The sequence below is a fragment of the Citrobacter amalonaticus genome, from assembly GCF_002918555.1.
GTDB lineage: Bacteria > Pseudomonadota > Gammaproteobacteria > Enterobacterales > Enterobacteriaceae > Citrobacter_C > Citrobacter_C amalonaticus_A.
Map to the genome: position 1 here is coordinate 89,306 of NZ_PQMB01000001.1, position 18,538 is coordinate 107,843.

Sequence of the window (18,538 nt, forward strand, 5' to 3'; positions counted from 1 at the left end):
TCTCATGCCTGAGCATCTTTTGTTATTTACCGATAACTCTCCCACCCTGCATGCAATAAAAGAACATTTGTGTTTACGATTTATTCAGGGATTACTATGAACAGAAAATGCTTACTGTTGATACCATTATTTTTTAGTAGCATCATCATCACCGCCTGCGATAATAAACCTGCAGTAAAAACCACCACCATGGAGCCCGAGGTCGGCGTTGTTACCTTAGCGCCCTCCTCAGTGAATATTAAAAGTGAACTTCCGGGTCGGGCGGTTTCATTCGAGATCGCCGAAATCCGCCCTCAGGTTGGTGGGATCATCATAAAACGCAACTTTATTGAAGGTGATAAAGTCAGCAAAGGAGAGTCACTGTATCAAATTGATCCTGCCCCGCTGCAGGCAAGACTGGATTCAGCCAAAGGCGCGCTGGCAAAGGCACTGGCGACGGCCAATAATGTCCGTCTGACATTAAATCGGCAGTCAGCGTTAATAAAATCCAATTACGTCAGCCGCCAGGACTACGACACGACGCGCTCACAGCTTAATGAAGCACAAGCCAATGTCGCCGTCGCCAAAGCGGATCTTGAGCAGGCCACCATCAACCTTCGTTACGCTAATGTCACCTCGCCGATTGATGGCATCAGCGGTAAATCCTCCGTGACCGTAGGTGCCCTGGTCACCGCAAATCAGGAAAACGCGCTGGTCACCGTTCAGCGGCTGGATCCGATTTATGTTGATTTAACACAGTCAGTACAGGACTTCTTACGCCTGAAAGAAGAGAAAGCCAACGGCAAAATTGCCCAGCAACAAGGCAAAATCCCTGTTGAGCTGATGCTGGAAAACGGCAAACCCTATCGCCATACCGGCACGCTTGAGTTTTCCGATCCCGCCGTCGATGAGACCACCGGATCGGTGACGTTGCGCGCCGTGTTCCCCAATCCTGAAGGTGAAATTTTACCCGGGATGTATGTCACGGCGTTGCTGGACGAAGGCAGCCAGCAGAACGTTTTGATGGTCCCCCAACAAGGGATTACGCATAACGAACAAGGAAAAGCCACCGCGCTGATCCTTGACCAGCAAAACCTGGTGCAACTGCGCGAAATAAACGCCGTGAAGGCCGTTGGCAATCAATGGCTGGTGACCGCAGGATTACGCCCCGGCGATCGGGTCATTGTGTCCGGATTACAAAGAATTCGTCCGGGAATCAAAGCCCGGGTCCTCCCTTCAAAACTGAACACTCCTGACGCGGTAACTGAACAGTAATATTTCAGGTATTAAGGACAATTTCTTCATGGCCAACTTTTTTATTGAGCGCCCGGTTTTCGCCTGGGTGCTCGCCATTATCATGATGTTTACGGGCGGTATCGCGATAATGAACCTGCCGATCGCCCAGTATCCACAAATTGCTCCCCCAACCATTACCATCAGCGCTGCCTACCCTGGGGCAGATGCAAAGACCGTTGAAGACTCCGTGACTCAGGTGATTGAACAGAATATGAATGGTCTTGATGGCCTGATGTATATGTCATCCACCAGCGATGCGGCAGGTAATGCGTCGATTATCCTGACCTTCAAAACGGGCACGTCACCCGATATTGCACAGGTTCAGGTACAGAATAAACTGCAGCTGGCGATGCCTTCTTTACCGCAGGAAGTACAGCAGCAAGGGATCAGCGTTGATAAATCCAGCAGCAATATTTTGATGGTCGCCGGCTTTATCTCTGATAATAACAGTCTGAGCCAATATGATATTGCCGACTATGTGGCCTCGAATATCAAAGACCCGATAAGCCGCACTGCCGGGGTGGGGAGCGTACAGTTATTCGGTTCGCAATACGCCATGCGCATCTGGCTGGATCCGCAAAAGCTCGACAAGTATAACCTCACACCTCAGGACGTCATTACCCAGCTCAAAGTTCAGAACAACCAGATATCGGGCGGGCAGTTGGGAGGCATGCCTCAGTCAGCCGATCAGCAGCTAAATGCGTCGATAATCGTCCAGACGCGCCTGCAAACAACCGATGAATTTGGCAAGATCTTCCTTAAAGTTCAGCAAGATGGATCCCAGGTTCTGCTGCGTGATGTCGCGCGCATTGAGCTGGGTGCGGAAAATTATGCCACGGTTGCACGTTACAACGGAAAACCCGCCGCCGGGATTGCAATTAAACTTGCCGCTGGCGCGAATGCCCTGGAAACATCCCAGGCGGTCAAACAAGAGCTGAACAGATTATCGGCCTGGTTTCCGGCCAGCATGAAAACCGTTTATCCCTATGACACCACTCCGTTTATCGAGATTTCGATTCAGGGTGTTTTTCATACTTTGATCGAGGCAATCATTCTGGTATTCCTCGTCATGTATCTGTTTTTGCAAAGTTTCCGCGCGACGCTTATCCCCACAATTGCCGTTCCGGTAGTTATCCTTGGCACCTTTGCGATACTCGACGTCGCGGGTTTTTCGATTAATACGCTCACGATGTTTGGCATGGTGCTGGCGATAGGGTTGTTAGTCGATGATGCTATCGTGGTAGTTGAGAACGTAGAACGCATTATTGCCGAAGAACACTTGTCACCAAAAGCGGCGACGCACAAAGCGATGGGCCAGTTGCAGAGAGCGCTGGTCGGTATTGCCGTTGTGTTATCCGCCGTATTTATGCCGATGGCATTTATGAGCGGAGCAACGGGTGAAATTTTTCGTCAGTTTTCTATCACCTTAATCTCCTCCATGCTGCTGTCGGTGTTTGTGGCGATGAGCCTGACGCCAGCACTCTGCGCCATGCTGTTAAAAGCCCACAAGGGAGAAAAAGCAAACACACATTTTTTGTTTACCCGTTTCAATCACTTCATGGAGAAATGTACTCAGCACTACACGGACAGCACCCGTAAACTGCTACGTTGCACAGGCCGTTACATGGTCGTGTATTTAGTGATTGGCGCGGGCATGATTGTGCTGTTTTTACGTACCCCAACCTCCTTTTTGCCTGAAGAAGACCAGGGGGTATTCATGACTACCGCGCAATTGCCTTCAGGCTCAACGATGGTGAACACCAGCAAAGTGCTTGGGGAAATAACGGATTACTACCTGACGAAAGAAGAGAAAAATGTCGCTTCGGTTTTCACCGTAGGCGGATTTGGTTTCAGCGGCCAGGGGCAAAACAACGGTCTGGCGTTTATCAGCCTGAAACCGTGGTCAGAACGCGTTGGTGAAGAAAACTCAGTTACCGCCATTATTCGACGGGCGATGATGGCCTTAAGCACCATCAATAATGCCGTCGTTTATCCGTTTAATTTACCCGCAGTTGCAGAACTGGGGACGGCTTCAGGTTTTGACATGGAGCTGCTGGATAACGGTAACCTGGGGCATGAAAAAATGATGCAGGCCCGAAACGAGCTTCTGGCGCTGGCCAACCAGTCGTCCGGTGAGGTCGACGGGGTGCGCCCGAATGGTCTGGAAGATACACCGATGTTCCGCATTCATGTCAACGCCACGAAGGCAGAAGCCATGGGCGTTGCATTATCGGATATCAATCAAACTATCTCCACGGCGTTCGGTAGTCGCTATGTCAATGATTTCCTGAACCAGGGGCGCGTTAAAAAAGTGTATGTCCAGGCCGATACGCCGTTCCGTATGTTGCCGGATAATATCAATCACTGGTACGTACGTAATGCCTCCGGCGCTATGACGCCGCTTTCGGCCTACTCATCCACCGAGTGGACCTACGGTTCTCCCCGCCTTGAACGCTACAACGGTCAGCCTGCAATGGAAATTCTGGGCCAGCCAGTCGAAGGGAAAAGCAGCGGCGATGCGATGAAATTTATGGCATCGCTGATAAATAAACTGCCCGCGGGCGTCGGCTATGCCTGGACCGGTCTGTCTTATCAGGAAGCGCTGTCCACAAACCAGGCGCCAATGCTGTACGGCATTTCGCTGATTGTCGTGTTTCTGGCACTGGCGGCACTGTATGAAAGCTGGTCGATACCATTCTCGGTAATGCTGGTTGTGCCAATCGGGGTGGTTGGCGCTTTGCTGGCAACCGACTTGCGCGGCCTGAGCAATGATGTTTACTTCCAGGTCGGCCTGCTCACCACCATGGGGCTCTCGGCTAAAAACGCCATTCTGATCGTCGAGTTCGCCGTCGAGATCATGCAAAAGGAAGGAAAAACGCCGCCTGAAGCCGCAGTAGAGGCCGCACAAATGCGCTTACGCCCTATTTTGATGACGTCACTGGCCTTTATCTTAGGGGTTATCCCTCTGGCAATAAGCAACGGCGCGGGCTCTGGCGCGCAAAATGCCGTCGGTACGGGTGTTATTGGTGGGATGCTGGCCGCGACAGTGCTGGCGATCTACTTTGTTCCGCTGTTCTTTGTTCTCGTTGAAAACATGCTGGCGCGATTCAAAACGCGGCGCTGATTCCCTGCCCTCGTACGTGAGAATCCCTGGGATAAGTTTATTAAATCCCGGGGATTCTCAATGCTCTCTTCAGAAACAGTTTCATTCACCTTCAGTTCTTCATTTCATTACAGCGACGATATTGTGATTACGTTAAGAGTGGCATTCTCCACCACACTTGAGTCCCTGTGCTCTGCGGGTAATCAATGCCTGGTGGCGCTTCGCTGATCAGGCCTACGGGTGTTAGCGGGCCCTGCTATCCAGCGAATTTCTCGTGGATAGCAGGGTAAACAATACGGGGATTTTTTCTTGTTGGGGAACAACTGAGACAGGTACAGAGGTTGTCAATTCTGACTCATGCCAGGCTATCAAAACGGGTAATCAATAGTGCAGACCGGAACCCTTCAGATTTACGACCAGTTCGCCCAATTTAGCATCAGGATGTTGATGACACATTTTAACCATCTTCGGTACAGCGACAGTTTCCACCTCGTGCAGGGGGACATAATCATCGCCTCTAAAGTCCGAATTTTTATTAACAATCACAAAGGCATTTGCTGTCATGTATTGCCGACTCATATCAACGAATTCTTTACAGGTCATATCTTGTGGCGCCGCTTCCGTTGCCTGTGTAGCAAAAGCACGGTTCACCGGCGCCATAACAGAGGTCATAAGAATAACGGCAGAGACAATCAATTTAATCTTCACAATGCGCTCCAGAAGTAGCATTAATTTTTATCGGCGAGTTTTTCAGTTTGTACCAATGTTGCATTTCTGCGCAGACTGATAAAAGCCAAAGAACTAAAGATCATCTCAACGCCAATAAAGATGGAGGTAAACACATAAGAACGGTCGGGATCCATATTCAGCCACACGGCTGCAATAAGCAGGTCAAAAATACCGATAAAAATATTCCATCCATAGCCCGGACTGCGGAACATTTTGACGCCGGAAGCAATACGAAAAATACCGCCAAGAATAAACAGGCAGCAAAAAACCATTGCCAGTGAATTCATACCTATCACAGGATTTTCGAGGAAACAGTATCCCAGCAGCAACCATGCGATAGCAAAAAAGGCATAGGTAAACCCGGCTTTCAGCTGCTTTTTACCCAAGGAAAACAGGCTATAAATAGAATAGAAGCCACACACCAGGAACATAAAACCTGTTGCATAGCTTAAGTAAACACCTGCAGCGACTGGATAGATTAAGCAGCAGATGCCGCAAACCAACAACAGCACGGCCATGATTGTGGCGTGTCTTTTATAATGAAATAGTGTTTTTTCATTAAATGCTTTCAGGCTACGCTGATTAAAAACAAACATACATCCTCCGTTACATAGAAACGCAATGTAACCTGCTAATAAAAGAATAATATTCACTTAATACATCTCACTTACAATGGAATGATAATACTTTCACAGCGAATTCGTATATAAGAACAAAGGAATGTCATTATCCGTATAATCCTACACGCGTCAGACGTCTGACACTTGTAAGATTAAACGCTCATTATTCTGTCCTGACTCTGATTCCACTCGTTGAGTTTATTTAATATTCTTATTTCGTTTGGTGACATATGCCAAATTCATTCAGGAGAAAGTAATGAAAAAGATTATTCTTGCAGGTCTGCTTGCAACCATGATGGGCTCAGCGCCGGTACTGGCAGCTACCACTACCACGCCGGCACAAACTGCTACCGCCAATGTACAAAAAGAAGCTGCCGATATTATGCAGGTCGCAGTACAAGGTGCAAATGCGATGCGTGATATTCAGCTTGCCCGTCTGGCCCTGTTTCATGGACAGCCTGACAGTGCTAAAAAGTTAACCGATGACGCCGCTTCCCTGCTTGCAGGTGACAGCCACGACTGGGCGAAATTTGTAAAAACTGCGCCTAAAGCCAGGATGATTGACGATCAGTACGTGATTATTAACGCTACGATTGCGCTGTCAGAAGACTATATTGCCACCCCGGCTAAAGAATCCGCTATCAATACAGCGAATGGCAAAATGGCTAAAGGCGACTGGAAAGGTGCTGTGGATACCTTGCAACTGGCGGGGATCAGCGTGCTTCAGACCCAATACCTGATGCCCCTGAATCAGACGCGTAAAGCTGTTGCCAGCGCTCAAAAACTGCTGTCTTCAGGTAAATACTATGAAGCAAACCTTGTGTTAAAGGGTGCTGAAGAAGGTATTGTGATGGATAGCGAGATGCTGGCCGCAGGCCAGTAATACTCAGCACTGCGGAGTGTTGAACCAGGACTTTCTCTCCTGATCGGATCGCTACGGCGACCCGATCGGGGGGGTTAATGACTAATCAGACTGTCGATCTCAATCTCAATTTCCCGCATGACGGCAACAATCTTCTGTAATGCTTCCTGGCGTATTGCCAGAGGAAGATCGTCATGTCGCATAGATTCAAAAGGTTCGCATAGCGTCTGAAGAGCAGTAATGCCCAGAATTTGCGCCGAACCATGCAACCGGTGAAGGGCTCGCAAAAACAGCCGGGGTTCATCTTGCTCAACGGCTTTCTCGGCCGCCTGTAAATCGCTAAACGTTGCCTCGCGAAATGTTTCGAGTATCTCGTTCATTAATGCGCGATCGCCGCCGGTATTTTCCGTCAGGACATTGAATTTCAAATGCCGGATTGCGCAAGGAGACGAATAACCGGTTTCGATTTTGCTCAATTCATGCGTCAGTGTCTGAATCGACACGGGCTTAAACAGACACAAATTCATGCCGTTTTGCAGACACCTGTCGCGTGACTGTGGGAGCGCGCTGGCCGTCAGTCCCCATATTTGTAAATGAGGCTGCTGACGACGCAACGAAGCCGCAAGATCAAACCCGTCCTTCTTCGGCATATTCACATCGGTTATCAACAGGTCGTATGATGTTTTAGCCAGTCTGGCTTCGGCTTCCTCACCATCACACGCTTCATCCACGCTGTAACCAATGGCGTTCAACTGCCGCTTAAGCAGCAGGCGATTGGTCGGGTTGTCATCTGCTATCAAAATAGACAGACACGGCAGCGGCAACAGCGCACCCGGCGTGTCGCCATCCGGTAAAATTGACTGGCGGGCAGTCTCAACCGGCAGCGTTATGGTAAACGTGGTTCCTTGCGCCGGGACGCTCATCAGCTCCAGCGTACCGCCCATCAGCGTTACCAGCTCTTTGCAGATAAATAACCCCAGACCAGACCCCGTTTGTTGACGCCCACAGCGCCCCTGAGCGTAGCGACGAAACAGCCCGGCCTGCTCCTCTTCGCTAATCCCGCAGCCGGTGTCGCTAATGGCGATGGTCAGGGTACCGTGATTCTCCCCATCAGGTGTTAAACGGGCCGTCACATGAATGCTGCCCTGCCCGGTAAACTTCAGCGCATTGCCCACCAGGTTGGTGAGAATTTGCCGCAAAGCCTGCTGATCGACAAATACCCGCTCGTTTGCCGGCAACTGGCTAAGGCAAGCAAGCGTAACGCCTTTCTGCCTGGCTAAGGCATCGAAAGAGTGACACTGCAATTCAATGAGCTGCGAGAGATCCGTCCATTGAGGAACAACCTGGTATTTACCAGACTCAATCTTATCAACGTCCAGAATCTTACCGATCAGTCCAAGCAATGACTGGGCCGTCGCCCCGGTAAGAGCAATCGCCTCTTTTCGTTGTGCCGGGCTGAGTTCTGAGCTCGACAGTAATTCCAGAAAGCCCACAATCGAGCTGACAGGGGTACGTAATTCATGGCTCATGCTCGCAAGAAAGCGACTTTTGGCCCTGGTTGCTTCAATCGCTTTATTCTTTTCGGTTTCCAGTTCCTGAGACAATGCCTCTTTGAGATGAAGCTGCTCTTCCAGCAGCCGCTGCGATTGTTTTCTTTTATTTACCTCACGGGAGAGAGAGATCCCCCAGATCAGACTAATCGCTATCAGCAACAGCGCAAACACCACCAGTTGATAGAACTGTTTGCTGTACCGACTCCAGATATCGACCTGCGTATTAGAAATTTTCGACCACTTCTCCGTCATCTGCAAAATCTCACGTGGCGGTATCGCCTGCAGCGCTTTATCCATTACGGACTTCAACATGGGCTCGTGAGGAGAAATCGCAAAGTTCACCGACGCGCCAGGCATATCCGGAAGCCTGAAAAAGTGCATATTTTTCTGGTAGTCATGATCGACCATGAACCTTGCCGACAATTCGGTAGCAATTGCCGCGTCAACCTTGCCATCCCTGAGCATAGTCATCGCGACGCTGCCAGTATCAGCCTCAACCCAGGTGGCCTGCGGGTAGCGTTGTTTCAGGTCACTTTCCAAAACATGCCCGGCGGGCAACGCAATACGGATCGGTGTATTCAGTAACGAGTCAGCCGTTTCATCAAGGGAAGTGATAATCACAAATGCCACATTCATCAGCGGATCGCTAAAGGTCGAACTGGGCTGATTTTGATTAGTCAGGGTGATAGTGGGATACATATCCCATCGTTCGCCGCTTAATTGTTTTGTCTGTTCACTTTTGGTGTTTGCCAAAACCGGCTCAATATCAATCCCCGTTTGCAGATGAATAATATTCAGCAATTCGCCAAGAATTCCGCGTAACTCGCCGCTGCGATCGACAAGCGTATAAGGCGGGTAATCTGGATTGATAAGAATGCGAATAGTATGTTTCTTCTTCAGCCACGCTTTTTCCCGATCGGTAAAAGGAACAGGCGCATTCAGAAAAGCAAGGTTACCGCGGTTCAGCCAGTTCTGCATGATCTGCATATGAATTTCATTACTGATTGACGTAACGAAACCATCAAGAATATTTCTTAATACCGGCTGGTCGTCCCTTACCACAAAATAATTATATTGCTCTTGTTTATCAAAGTAGTGCGTAATAACCAGTGATTGCGAAAAATATCGGGAGACACAATGACTGCTGGTGATATTGTTACCAATATAATATTGGTTATCACCGTTCATTACCGACGCCATGGCCTGATACTCGTCGTCGTAAAATGAGACTTTAGCTTCAGGAAAAGCATCCTGGATAACATCAAGAAAAGGACAATCCCGCACACACGCGACGCTCACCTGATGCTCCGAGTTCAGCGGCAGCATGGTGTTTTTTAGCGAGGTCACGAGCGTCGGCAACGTAGTCAGTAATGCCGAAGTGCGCAATAAATGCCCGCCGACATCCTGTCGCCGGGACAGCTGAGTTATCAATGTATCTACATCGTTACTGGCAAGTGCGGCCAGCGCTTCTTGCTCATTATCATACTGCTTTATAACAATTTTTAGATTGAGATTCTTTTGCATTAGCGCAAGATAATCCGCGTTGACTCCCCGATAATATTCACCGCTATTTTGATAAACAATAGGGGAGACTTCCGGTAACCAGGTGCCAACAACCAGGTTTTTTTTATGCGCCAGCCAGTTTGTTTCTTCCCTGTTCAGGCCGATATGTTGTACTGAGGTATTATAGTTACTTTTTAGCTCAACTTGTCGGGCTGAGCTTACACCCGTAGAAAACCCGATGGTAAATATGACCATCAAAAAAATAAACAAACGTTCCAGCATTACTCTATCCTATTTTATTTCTTTGCGCATAATCATAAATTTCCATTAATGATGAACAATCTAATTTCTCCATCAAACGGCTTTTATAGGTGCTTACCGTTTTATTACTGATATTCATTTTGCTGGCAATCGTGCTGTAATCCATACCGTTAAGAATATAACGCAACACTTTCATTTCCTGGGTCGACAACGTATCAAGCTTATCCTGTTCGCTGACAGATGAGCCAGTAAAATGCTCAAGGGAAAAGGGAAAATAGCTATAACCATTTTTTGCTGCTTCGATTGCGGCAAGAATATTATTCATACCTTCTTTTTTACTCACAAATCCGTTGGCACCGTATTCAGCGCTACGTTTGCCGTAAAAAAATTCATTTTTGGCTGATATGATAATGATTACACCCGTATAGCGCCGCTTTCGCAGTTGCTCCAGCACTTCGATGCCGCTGATGCCCGGAATATCCACATCAATAATCAGCAGCTCCGGCTTAGTTCTTTCAACGGTTTGAACCACGTGCTCCCCGCTGTCAAGCTCGGTGGTTACGGTAATACCATTAGTATCGAGTAAGTTGCGGATGGCTATGCGAGCTAATGGGTGATCGTCAACGATTATCGCGTTCATTGCGTATAAGAATCCCGATAAATAAAGAGAGGCGATGGCTATCGAACAGGTGAGCCTTGAGCATTATAATTTATACAAATAAGGATTTATCAGATAAATCCTAACACATTCACCCGTGTATTTTATTGGTTTTTTATAAAAACGAAGAATAATGCCTAAATGCAACACTGTATTTTACAAATTTTAAACCTTGAGCCTGTCTGAATATCAAACCCTTAACACAATCAAAGGGAATATTCCTACACGTGTAGGATAAATCTCTCATTTATTATGATTCATTCTTATGACCGGGGTCATATAACCTGGGGACCGATCATCACAACTACGAAGGTGCGAGTAGCTACTGCTAACAGATTGCCTAAGTAAAAAGGCCAGGGAGCGATAGATCATCGTCCCTGGCCCTGAAAACGGCTTAATATTGACGGGTTAAGGTAATGCCTCACCCCCTCTGACCGGAGCTTTTAAGCCTGTTTTAAAGCCCCGGGTATTTCAGCGATATAAATTGCCGGTACACCTTCAAAATCGCTGGTAAACAGCACCCCATCATCGCCAGGGGTAAATGAAGGATGGGGATGCGTTATCTGACGATCGCCGTCTAACACTTTCCATGAAGAATTGTGTTTACACAATTTTTGCGCCGACTTTGTCTTTGTATTCAGCACGTAAAGGAAAGGATCGTTTTCAATATCGTAACTATCGGCATCGGCCACATCAACCGGAGCATCAGCGCCATCGCCAACCATCAATGACCCATCGAAGTTACTCATCAGGTGAGAACAAGGAGGCATCACCATCACTTCTTCGTTTTCCAACGTGTCAGGATTTACCTTGTAGATGACGCGATCGCGCTGACCTTTAAAGTAAGAAACATAGGCCATAGCGCTCCCGTCAGGGATCCAGAACTCATGAGTGCAGGACTCGCCCGGCGCATGTTCTTTAACTTTACGCACATTGCTGCCTGCTTCGTCCACCAGCCACATACGTGCATCAACCAGATCGTGTGGACCTTCATGACAAAAGCCTACGGTTGAATCATCAAAGGGACGATAAATAGGATGCCCCAGCCACGCCTGATCCTGGTGGATCACTTCCAGCTCGCCCGTATCAATGTCCACTTTGATTAAGCGGCAGGTTGGCCTGGTATGGTAAAAATCAGCAAACTTTTCCCAGGAGGTCAGCGGTTGCCAGTCGCGTTTTAAAATTTCAATCCCCACAAGCTTAGTGCATGCTGAGTTTGCAACCCACGTACCGTAACCTTTCCATTCTTCATCAACGGTATAAATCACCCGCTCTTCCAGTGTTTCAAGGTCGACTTTCATCAGGCAACGCTCGTTTTTCACATAGAAGAAGGCGCTGTCGTCTGTGGCAATAAATCCGCCAAAGGTGTTATCGCCCTCACCTTGCGTCAGTTGAACAGCCTGTCGGGTTTCCCGATTCAACAAGTAGTAGTTTCGGTTACCATCAAAATCGCCGGCAAAAAGCAGCTTTGTTCCGTCCTGGGTAAAGCACTTCTGGTAGAAGTAGTTGCGATGGCAGATAACATCAGTGGGAGTTAAACGCGTGACCTTGACCCCAGTATCACTATCAATAAGGGTTTCAAAGTTGAGCGTAATCACATCACCTTTAGCCATAATAAATCTCCAAAAAAGGCTGCCGAAGCAGCCATTAACAGTCAAATTATTGGGAAGTTTTCAGCACGTGTTTTGCTGGCGCGTCAATCTGCGCACTTTTTCTGAGTCCATAGCCAACCGCGAAGACGGTTGCCGCACAGGCCAGGAATAACAAACGGCCCCAGAGTGGGTTAGGAATCAGCATCATCAGTGAGAGGCCTGCGGCCATGTAAATCACCAACGTTCCCAGTTTTGCACGCTGCATACGGTCCACAATGTCCTGGCCTTCTTCAGCCACGCATTCGGTATCAACATCGTTGAAAAACTCGTCGGTAGATGCTTTGACGGTATCGCTCTCTTCCCGGTAGAACAGCATGGTCAGGCAGAAGAAACCTGCGGTGAAGATAAGGTGGGCAGCAATCGTAATGATCGTGCGCAGTTCGCTGATTTCTCGACGGGTGATCTCTTCCACACCGAACCAGCCCATAACAACCTCTGGTGTGAAGATTGTCACCACTGACCAGGACACAAACATCCCGACAATCACCGTTGCCCATGGTGCCCATTTCGGTGTTTTACGAATAATAATGCCCAGGAACAGCGGAACCAGAATCGGCGACTGGAGGAGCGTTGCAACCTGCATCATCAGATCGAACAGGCTAAGATGCTTCAGCGAGTTAAAGAACTGAGCCATCATAATCACCAGAATACCGTTCACCAGACAGGCAATCTGACCTGCGCGAAGCTGCTCTTTGTCGTTGGCCTTGCCCTTACGCACAATATTTGAGTAAAAGCTGCGCACAAAGATGCCGGAGTTACGGTTCAGCGCAGAGTCCATAGACGACATGGTTGCCGCAAACAGTCCCGCCATCAGCAGGCCCACCGTGCCAAGCGGCATGGCTTCACGCGCAAAGACCAGGTAGACCGCATCGCTGGCTTTAGCGCCCAGCGAGGAATATTGCGTCGCGGCGTCCGGGTACAAAATGGCAGAAGCCCAGGGCGGAATAAACCAAATGATCGCGCCAAACACCATCATGGCAAGCGCCATTACCGCCGCTTTGCTGGCATTTTTGGAGTCTTTGGCGTTCAGGAATCGGTAGGATTCCTGCATGTTGTTGACACTTTGTAGCTGTTTTACCACAAAGAACAGGAAGGTACAGACCATCAGCAATGGATAGTTCATATCCGGGCCCATGAAGAAGCCACCCGGGAAGTTTTGAACGATCTCAACCGGTCCCCCCACCAGATACAGCGCCACGCCGCCGCAGGCGATGGAGACAACAGCGACCACCAGCGTCTGAATGAAGTCAGAGGCAACAACGCCCCATGCACCGCTCAACATGGAAATAGCCAGAACAGCCAGCCCGGTTATCCAGATGGTGGTCACAATATCAGCGTTGAACACCGCAGACGCAAATACGCCCAGGCCATTGAGCCACACGCCAGCGTTGATAACGCTAAGAGGAATAATTATCCAGGTGAAAAACTGCTCGTTGGTACTGCCAAAACGACGTCTTACGGCTTCGGTCGGGGTATCAACACGCATCTGGCGAAAGCGACGTGCGAAATAAAAGTACGCAAAAACGTACGCCACCATATTACCGACAAACACCGCCAGCACGGCAAAGCCATCGTTAAAGGCTTTGCCTGCGGCACCGGTAAATGTCCAGGCAGAGAACTGGGTCATGAATGCCGTCGCCCCCACCATCCACCACAACATTTTGCCGCCCCCGCGGAAATAGTCGCTGGTACTGTTACTGGCCATCTTTTTAAAGATCAAGCTAATTGCCACCATAAGGGCAAAATAGCCCGCTATGACAAAATAATCGTAGTTCACAAAAAAACTCCTTGAAACGATGTTTTAATATAAATGAATCATCTCACCAAAAATAATCAAAAACAGAGATAAAAATCAAAACAACGGTTCATTTTTTAGTGTTTGATATCGAGCCGTGATGAAGATCACAGCCTTACATCTTGTATTTCACCTCATTTCGCCTTCGGAGGCGCAAAGTTGCTGCTTTTCGCAGCAATTTCACGAGGCCATACAAAACAGAAGAGATGCTTACCCTGTGCGCCACATCGCAGGAGACCTTGCTTTAGCTGTAGTTTTTTTGAACGGTGATGGATGAATGTTGACTGATTCAGGTCATCAGAGTACGGGCTTTTACGGAACAAATGGTTGAAACGTTTGTTATCGATCGTTGCGGGAAGCGAAGAAGTTCACATACTGCGCGTTGTCTTTCTGCATCGAAACGATACTGGCTTGGGTGCCTGAAACCGACTACTGCCGTGGCGCTGGCCTTCTCGCTCCGTGCCCGCACATCCTGCCGAAGAGTCAAACTGCTCGTTATTTTTTTGAAAAGCTGTTTCATAAAAATTATACTACGGGTTTGTGTATGCGCTGATGCGGGTGAGATAAACACCTGCACAGCATGAATACTATCACCATTTTCATGCAAAAAAGAACATTCTGCCCCTCTAAGCAATGGGTGGCATCTCGCAGAAAGGCACCCCCTGATGCGGAAATGGTTTAGCCGGAGCGGCTGGTAGCCCGGCGCTACTTTTGTCCCCGCTGAAAAATACAGAAGCATGAGTTCAACTTAAGGTTTGTTATGGGCACTTCCGTTACCCCCAATATCTTTGACTTTTTTATCCGGATAGATCCGTTTGATAAACTGCCCCCTGCGGTGGTCAAAACGCTGGCGAATTCAGTAAAAATAAAATACCTGGTCAAAGGCGAAACCATCAGTTTCAGCGCGCTGTGCGAACAACGCTACCTCTATATCATCCGCACCGGTGCCATTGAGCAACGCACGTCTGGCGGGGAGCTACGCGCCCGGCTGGGGCAGGACGATCAGTTTGGCTTCACCTTCCTTGAACCGTTGGCTAATACGGAAGATGGTTATCAGGCACAGGCTATAGAAGACTCACTACTCTACCTGGTTCCCCATTCGGTACTAAAGCAGGTAAGCGAAGCACATCCTGAATTTGCCGATCACTTCGCCGCACAGGCTAATGTGCGGCTAAGTTCGGCTGTAAACTTTGCCTGCCTCAAAGAGGAGAAAGGACTGTTCTTTCGCAAGGTGGGGGAAATTGCCAGCGAGAATATCACCATCGTAGAGATGGACGATTCTATTCGTAGCGTAGCCCAGGCAATGTGCGGTAAACAGCGCAGCTCCTGTGCCGTGGTGATGAAAGACGGTGACATTGTCGGCCTGGTGACAGACCGCGATATGACTCGCTCGGTTATTGCTGCTGACAAGGACACCCGCGCCCCTATTTCGAGTGTGATGACGCCGAATCCGATCCTGATTGAGGATGACGCCAGGGTGATTCACGCCATTTCGCTGATGCTGCAATATAACATTCGCTGCCTGCCCGTCGTGCAAGGAAAGCAGGTTAAAGGATTACTCACCACCACTCACCTGGTGCACAATCACCGTACCCAGTCGCTGTTTTTGATTGAGAAGATAAAATATACCTGCTCGCTCAATGCGCTTGCGGCGCTGAGAGAAGAGCGTCAGACCATCTTTCAGGCGCTGGTTGAAAGTGGCGTCAGTGTTGAAATCCAGGGGCATGTGATGTCGATGATCATGGATGCCTTTACCCGCCGCATTATCCAGCTTAATGAGGAGTTGCTTGGTCCGCCGCCCTGTGATTATGCCTGGCTGGTCGCAGGTTCGCACGCCCGCAACGAGGTGCATATGCTGTCGGACCAGGACAGCGCCATCGTCATTGCCGATAGCATGACCGAAGATCACCGGCTCTATTTTCTCCAGCTTGCTATGCGCGTATGCAACGGGCTGGCGGCATGTGGCTATCCGCTGTGTGAGGGTAAATATATGGCTGCATCACCCAGGTGGTGCCAGCCGGTACACCGCTGGAAGGACTATTATACGAAATGGGTCGCCAGTCCAGAATACAACAAGCTATTGAGCATCAGCGTGTTCCTTGAAATGCGCGCCATCCACGGTAACCGCGATCTGGTGGATGAAATCCAACAGCATCTGCACGAATGTATCAAGAAAAGACCCCAGTTCATCCCTGCACTGGTGCGGGATGCCATTGAGACTCAGCCACCGCTTGGCATATTCAATCATCTGGTGCTCGAAAAAGGCGGACAGAACAGCAACACCCTGAACATAAAAAAATATGCGCTGAATTTGATTATCGATCTGGCGCGCATTTTCAGTCTGAAAGCGGGCGGCTCTCTGACCGGCACCGAAGAACGCTTTCGCTACGCCGCCCAGCACGGCACGCTATCAAAAGAAAGTGCGGAAAACATTATTGGCGCATATCGATTTATTACGCAGGTACGCTTTCGCCATCAGCTTAATGCGATTCTGTCAGGCAACACGCCTGATAATCAGATTGCCCCGGATGAGTTCAGCAGCTTTGAGCGCAAGCATTTAAAAGACGCCTTTAAAATCATCACCGAGCTTCAGGACATCGCCAAACTCAAGTTTCTTAAAGGAGCATAGTGATAATGCGTTGGTTAAAACCCTGGGAGGGCACCCGTACGCCAGAGCAAAAACGCCGCAAAATTATGCCATCCCCCGCATGGCCTGATGCCCTGAAGCATTATCTCCGGCAGCCGCTGCCTGATGAGACGCTTCCGATCACTCAGATGCACTTTGTGGCTCTCGATTTTGAAACCACGGGACTGAATGCCGCTGAGGACAAAATTCTGTCAATGGGGATGGTCGATTTCACTCTGGAAGATATCGACATTGCCAGCTCAGAAGAGTTGTATATCAACCACAGCGAATTTATCAGACCAGAGACGGCCAAAGTTAACGGTCTGACGCCCCAGTCTCTGGCGCAGGGAATCGCGTTAGATGAAGGCATTAACCGTCTGCTGGAAAGAATTCGCGGTAAGGTCATCGTCGCGCACAGCAGCAATATTGAAAACGCGTTCATTCAGGCTTACTTTTCCAGCCAGTATCAGCTTAAAGAGCTACCGACCTGTTTTATCGATACCCTTTATATTGAACAAAAATTCAGTTACGCCGGTATAAGCCGCGCCCATTCGAGCTATCAGCTTGACGATCTGCGCCGCCACTATAATCTGCCTGAATATCTTCTTCATTCAGCGGCAAGTGATGCCCTCGCCTGTGCCGAACTGTTTCTGGTACAAAGCAAAAAAATCGATGCTCTTCCCGGAATTAGCCTGAAACGGCTGATGCGATAGGATTTGCATCGGGAAGATCGGTGATTAGGGTAAAAAACTAAAAAATCCAGCTTCCGACCGGGCAGCCAAATTGAGTAAACCACGACAGCACGGAGGGATTAGCGTTGCCAGACCACGCTAAGGGGGGCGGGCGTTCAATACGTGACTCTGCGGGTTTCAAATCGCGTCCTTTCGCCATTAACAGGCAGGCCCCCCGCATGAGTAAGGGCCCCCTTACTCTTTTTTTAAATAACATACCAGCGACTGCGATTCTGCCTTTATGAAGCGGCGGCGTTCCCATTTCATTAAATATGATATTGATTAAATCCTGACAACGAGCATACAGAATCTTTGCTGATGGATACTCTTCACCAGCTAATTTCTTTTGCAATAGATGCTGATATAGATGTTACATCTTGTGGCACCGGTGATAGCGGATTTCAATCGCCTCTGATGTCATTTTAAGGAAAATAATAATGAGCAGCTAAATTGCAATTCAGAAAAGAAATAACGGATAACGGGTTTTTTATTCATTATTAACGGATGGCATCGTTCCCATTCTGCCACGTCATACGGATCGGGGTGGCTTGCATCTGACGTGGCGACGAACTGACGCTATCAAATCTTCCTGTTCAGCTTATCAAGAAGGCGTTTACGCTCATCTTCGGGAAGCTTCATGATTTGCACCGCCAGTTCAGAAGCATCAGGTCCCTGCGACGTAAGATCTTCCTTTACCCGCTTCAGCGCCTGTTCCATCAGCAATGTCCGCGAAGCCGGTGACATGTTGCGAAACAGCTGTATCCAGAGACTCAGCTGGCGATCGCTGTCCACGAGAGCAAAAGTATCTCCCCTCACCCGGTGTCTCTCATCATCAAGGGACATCGTGGCAGCGCTGATATGGTAAACCACACCCTTTCCGGCTGTCCGTTTACGCCTTATCTCCGGATGCAGACTGGCCAACTTTTCCAGACGCATCCTTGCGCCGCGAGGAGTACCTGGCATCCCCTGAATTCGGGTGAATTCCTCTGCTGTCAGCCAGTCTTTTACCTCTTCAACAGAAGCTTCAGGTTGGTTTTTTTTTGCCGATGTTGATGTCTTGCCGCTCATATAAATTTCACCAGATATCAATGCGTTAATACAAAACCTCACAAATAGATACTAAAAATACTTGAAAGGTATCTATTGTTCGCATTTAATACCCATGTACTG

12 protein-coding genes are annotated in these 18,538 nt (G+C 48.8%); 5 read left to right on the forward strand and 7 right to left on the reverse strand.

The genetic code is table 11. The features are described from left to right. Positions 1–96 precede the first annotated feature (96 nt). Entirely contained in the window at positions 97–1,254 is a 1,158-nt protein-coding gene (locus C3432_RS00465; RefSeq protein WP_103774753.1) for an efflux RND transporter periplasmic adaptor subunit, read from the forward strand. A 28-nt stretch (positions 1,255–1,282) separates the two neighbouring features. Further along, complete coding sequence (locus C3432_RS00470; protein WP_103774754.1) at positions 1,283–4,399, forward strand: efflux RND transporter permease subunit; 3,117 nt, start codon at positions 1,283–1,285, stop codon at positions 4,397–4,399. A 360-nt stretch (positions 4,400–4,759) separates the two neighbouring features. On the opposite strand, the gene C3432_RS00475 is transcribed toward C3432_RS00470, so the two are convergent. Both C3432_RS00475 and C3432_RS00480 read right to left on the reverse strand, forming a co-directional pair. Beyond that, complete coding sequence (locus C3432_RS00475; RefSeq protein ID WP_103774755.1) at positions 4,760–5,107, reverse strand: HdeA/HdeB family chaperone; 348 nt, start codon at positions 5,105–5,107, stop codon at positions 4,760–4,762. Continuing rightward, the gene (locus tag C3432_RS00480; protein WP_103774756.1) at positions 5,107–5,703 is read right to left on the reverse strand and encodes a DUF308 domain-containing protein; all 597 of its coding nucleotides are present in this window, start codon (positions 5,701–5,703) and stop codon (positions 5,107–5,109) included. The genes C3432_RS00475 and C3432_RS00480 overlap by 1 nt, the downstream gene beginning before the upstream one ends. Positions 5,704–5,983: 280 nt before the next feature. Between C3432_RS00480 and C3432_RS00485 the strand changes: the two genes are divergently transcribed. Next, positions 5,984–6,610: a YfdX family protein gene (locus C3432_RS00485; protein WP_103774757.1), complete on the forward strand. Its 627-nt coding sequence runs from the start codon at positions 5,984–5,986 to the stop codon at positions 6,608–6,610. 74 nt (positions 6,611–6,684) lie between these two features. Here C3432_RS00485 and C3432_RS00490 read toward each other — a convergent pair whose 3' ends face one another. From C3432_RS00490 to C3432_RS00505, 4 genes are all read right to left on the reverse strand, one after another. Continuing rightward, positions 6,685–9,927, reverse strand: a complete 3,243-nt coding sequence (locus tag C3432_RS00490; RefSeq protein WP_103774758.1) for an ATP-binding protein — start codon at positions 9,925–9,927, stop codon at positions 6,685–6,687. 4 nt (positions 9,928–9,931) lie between these two features. Then, positions 9,932–10,546, reverse strand: coding sequence for an acid-sensing system DNA-binding response regulator EvgA (gene evgA, locus C3432_RS00495; RefSeq protein ID WP_103774759.1), 615 nt, complete (start codon positions 10,544–10,546; stop codon positions 9,932–9,934). Positions 10,547–11,007: 461 nt separating this feature from the next. After that, the gene (locus tag C3432_RS00500; protein ID WP_103774760.1) at positions 11,008–12,177 is read right to left on the reverse strand and encodes an oligogalacturonate lyase family protein; all 1,170 of its coding nucleotides are present in this window, start codon (positions 12,175–12,177) and stop codon (positions 11,008–11,010) included. Between the two features lie 46 nt (positions 12,178–12,223). Next, positions 12,224–13,993, reverse strand: coding sequence for a sodium:solute symporter family protein (locus C3432_RS00505; RefSeq protein ID WP_103774761.1), 1,770 nt, complete (start codon positions 13,991–13,993; stop codon positions 12,224–12,226). A gap of 778 nt (positions 13,994–14,771) precedes the next feature. Here C3432_RS00505 and C3432_RS00510 point away from each other — a divergent pair. After that, positions 14,772–16,640, forward strand: a complete 1,869-nt coding sequence (locus tag C3432_RS00510; protein WP_103774762.1) for a DUF294 nucleotidyltransferase-like domain-containing protein — start codon at positions 14,772–14,774, stop codon at positions 16,638–16,640. Between the two features lie 5 nt (positions 16,641–16,645). Beyond that, positions 16,646–17,350 carry a 3'-5' exonuclease gene (locus C3432_RS00515; RefSeq protein WP_219816707.1) on the forward strand — a complete coding sequence of 235 codons (705 nt, stop codon included), beginning with the start codon at positions 16,646–16,648 and terminating at the stop codon, positions 17,348–17,350. A 597-nt stretch (positions 17,351–17,947) separates the two neighbouring features. Here the strand turns inward: C3432_RS00515 and C3432_RS00520 are convergent. Then, positions 17,948–18,436: a hypothetical protein gene (locus tag C3432_RS00520; protein ID WP_258041576.1), complete on the reverse strand. Its 489-nt coding sequence runs from the start codon at positions 18,434–18,436 to the stop codon at positions 17,948–17,950. Positions 18,437–18,538 lie beyond the last annotated feature (102 nt).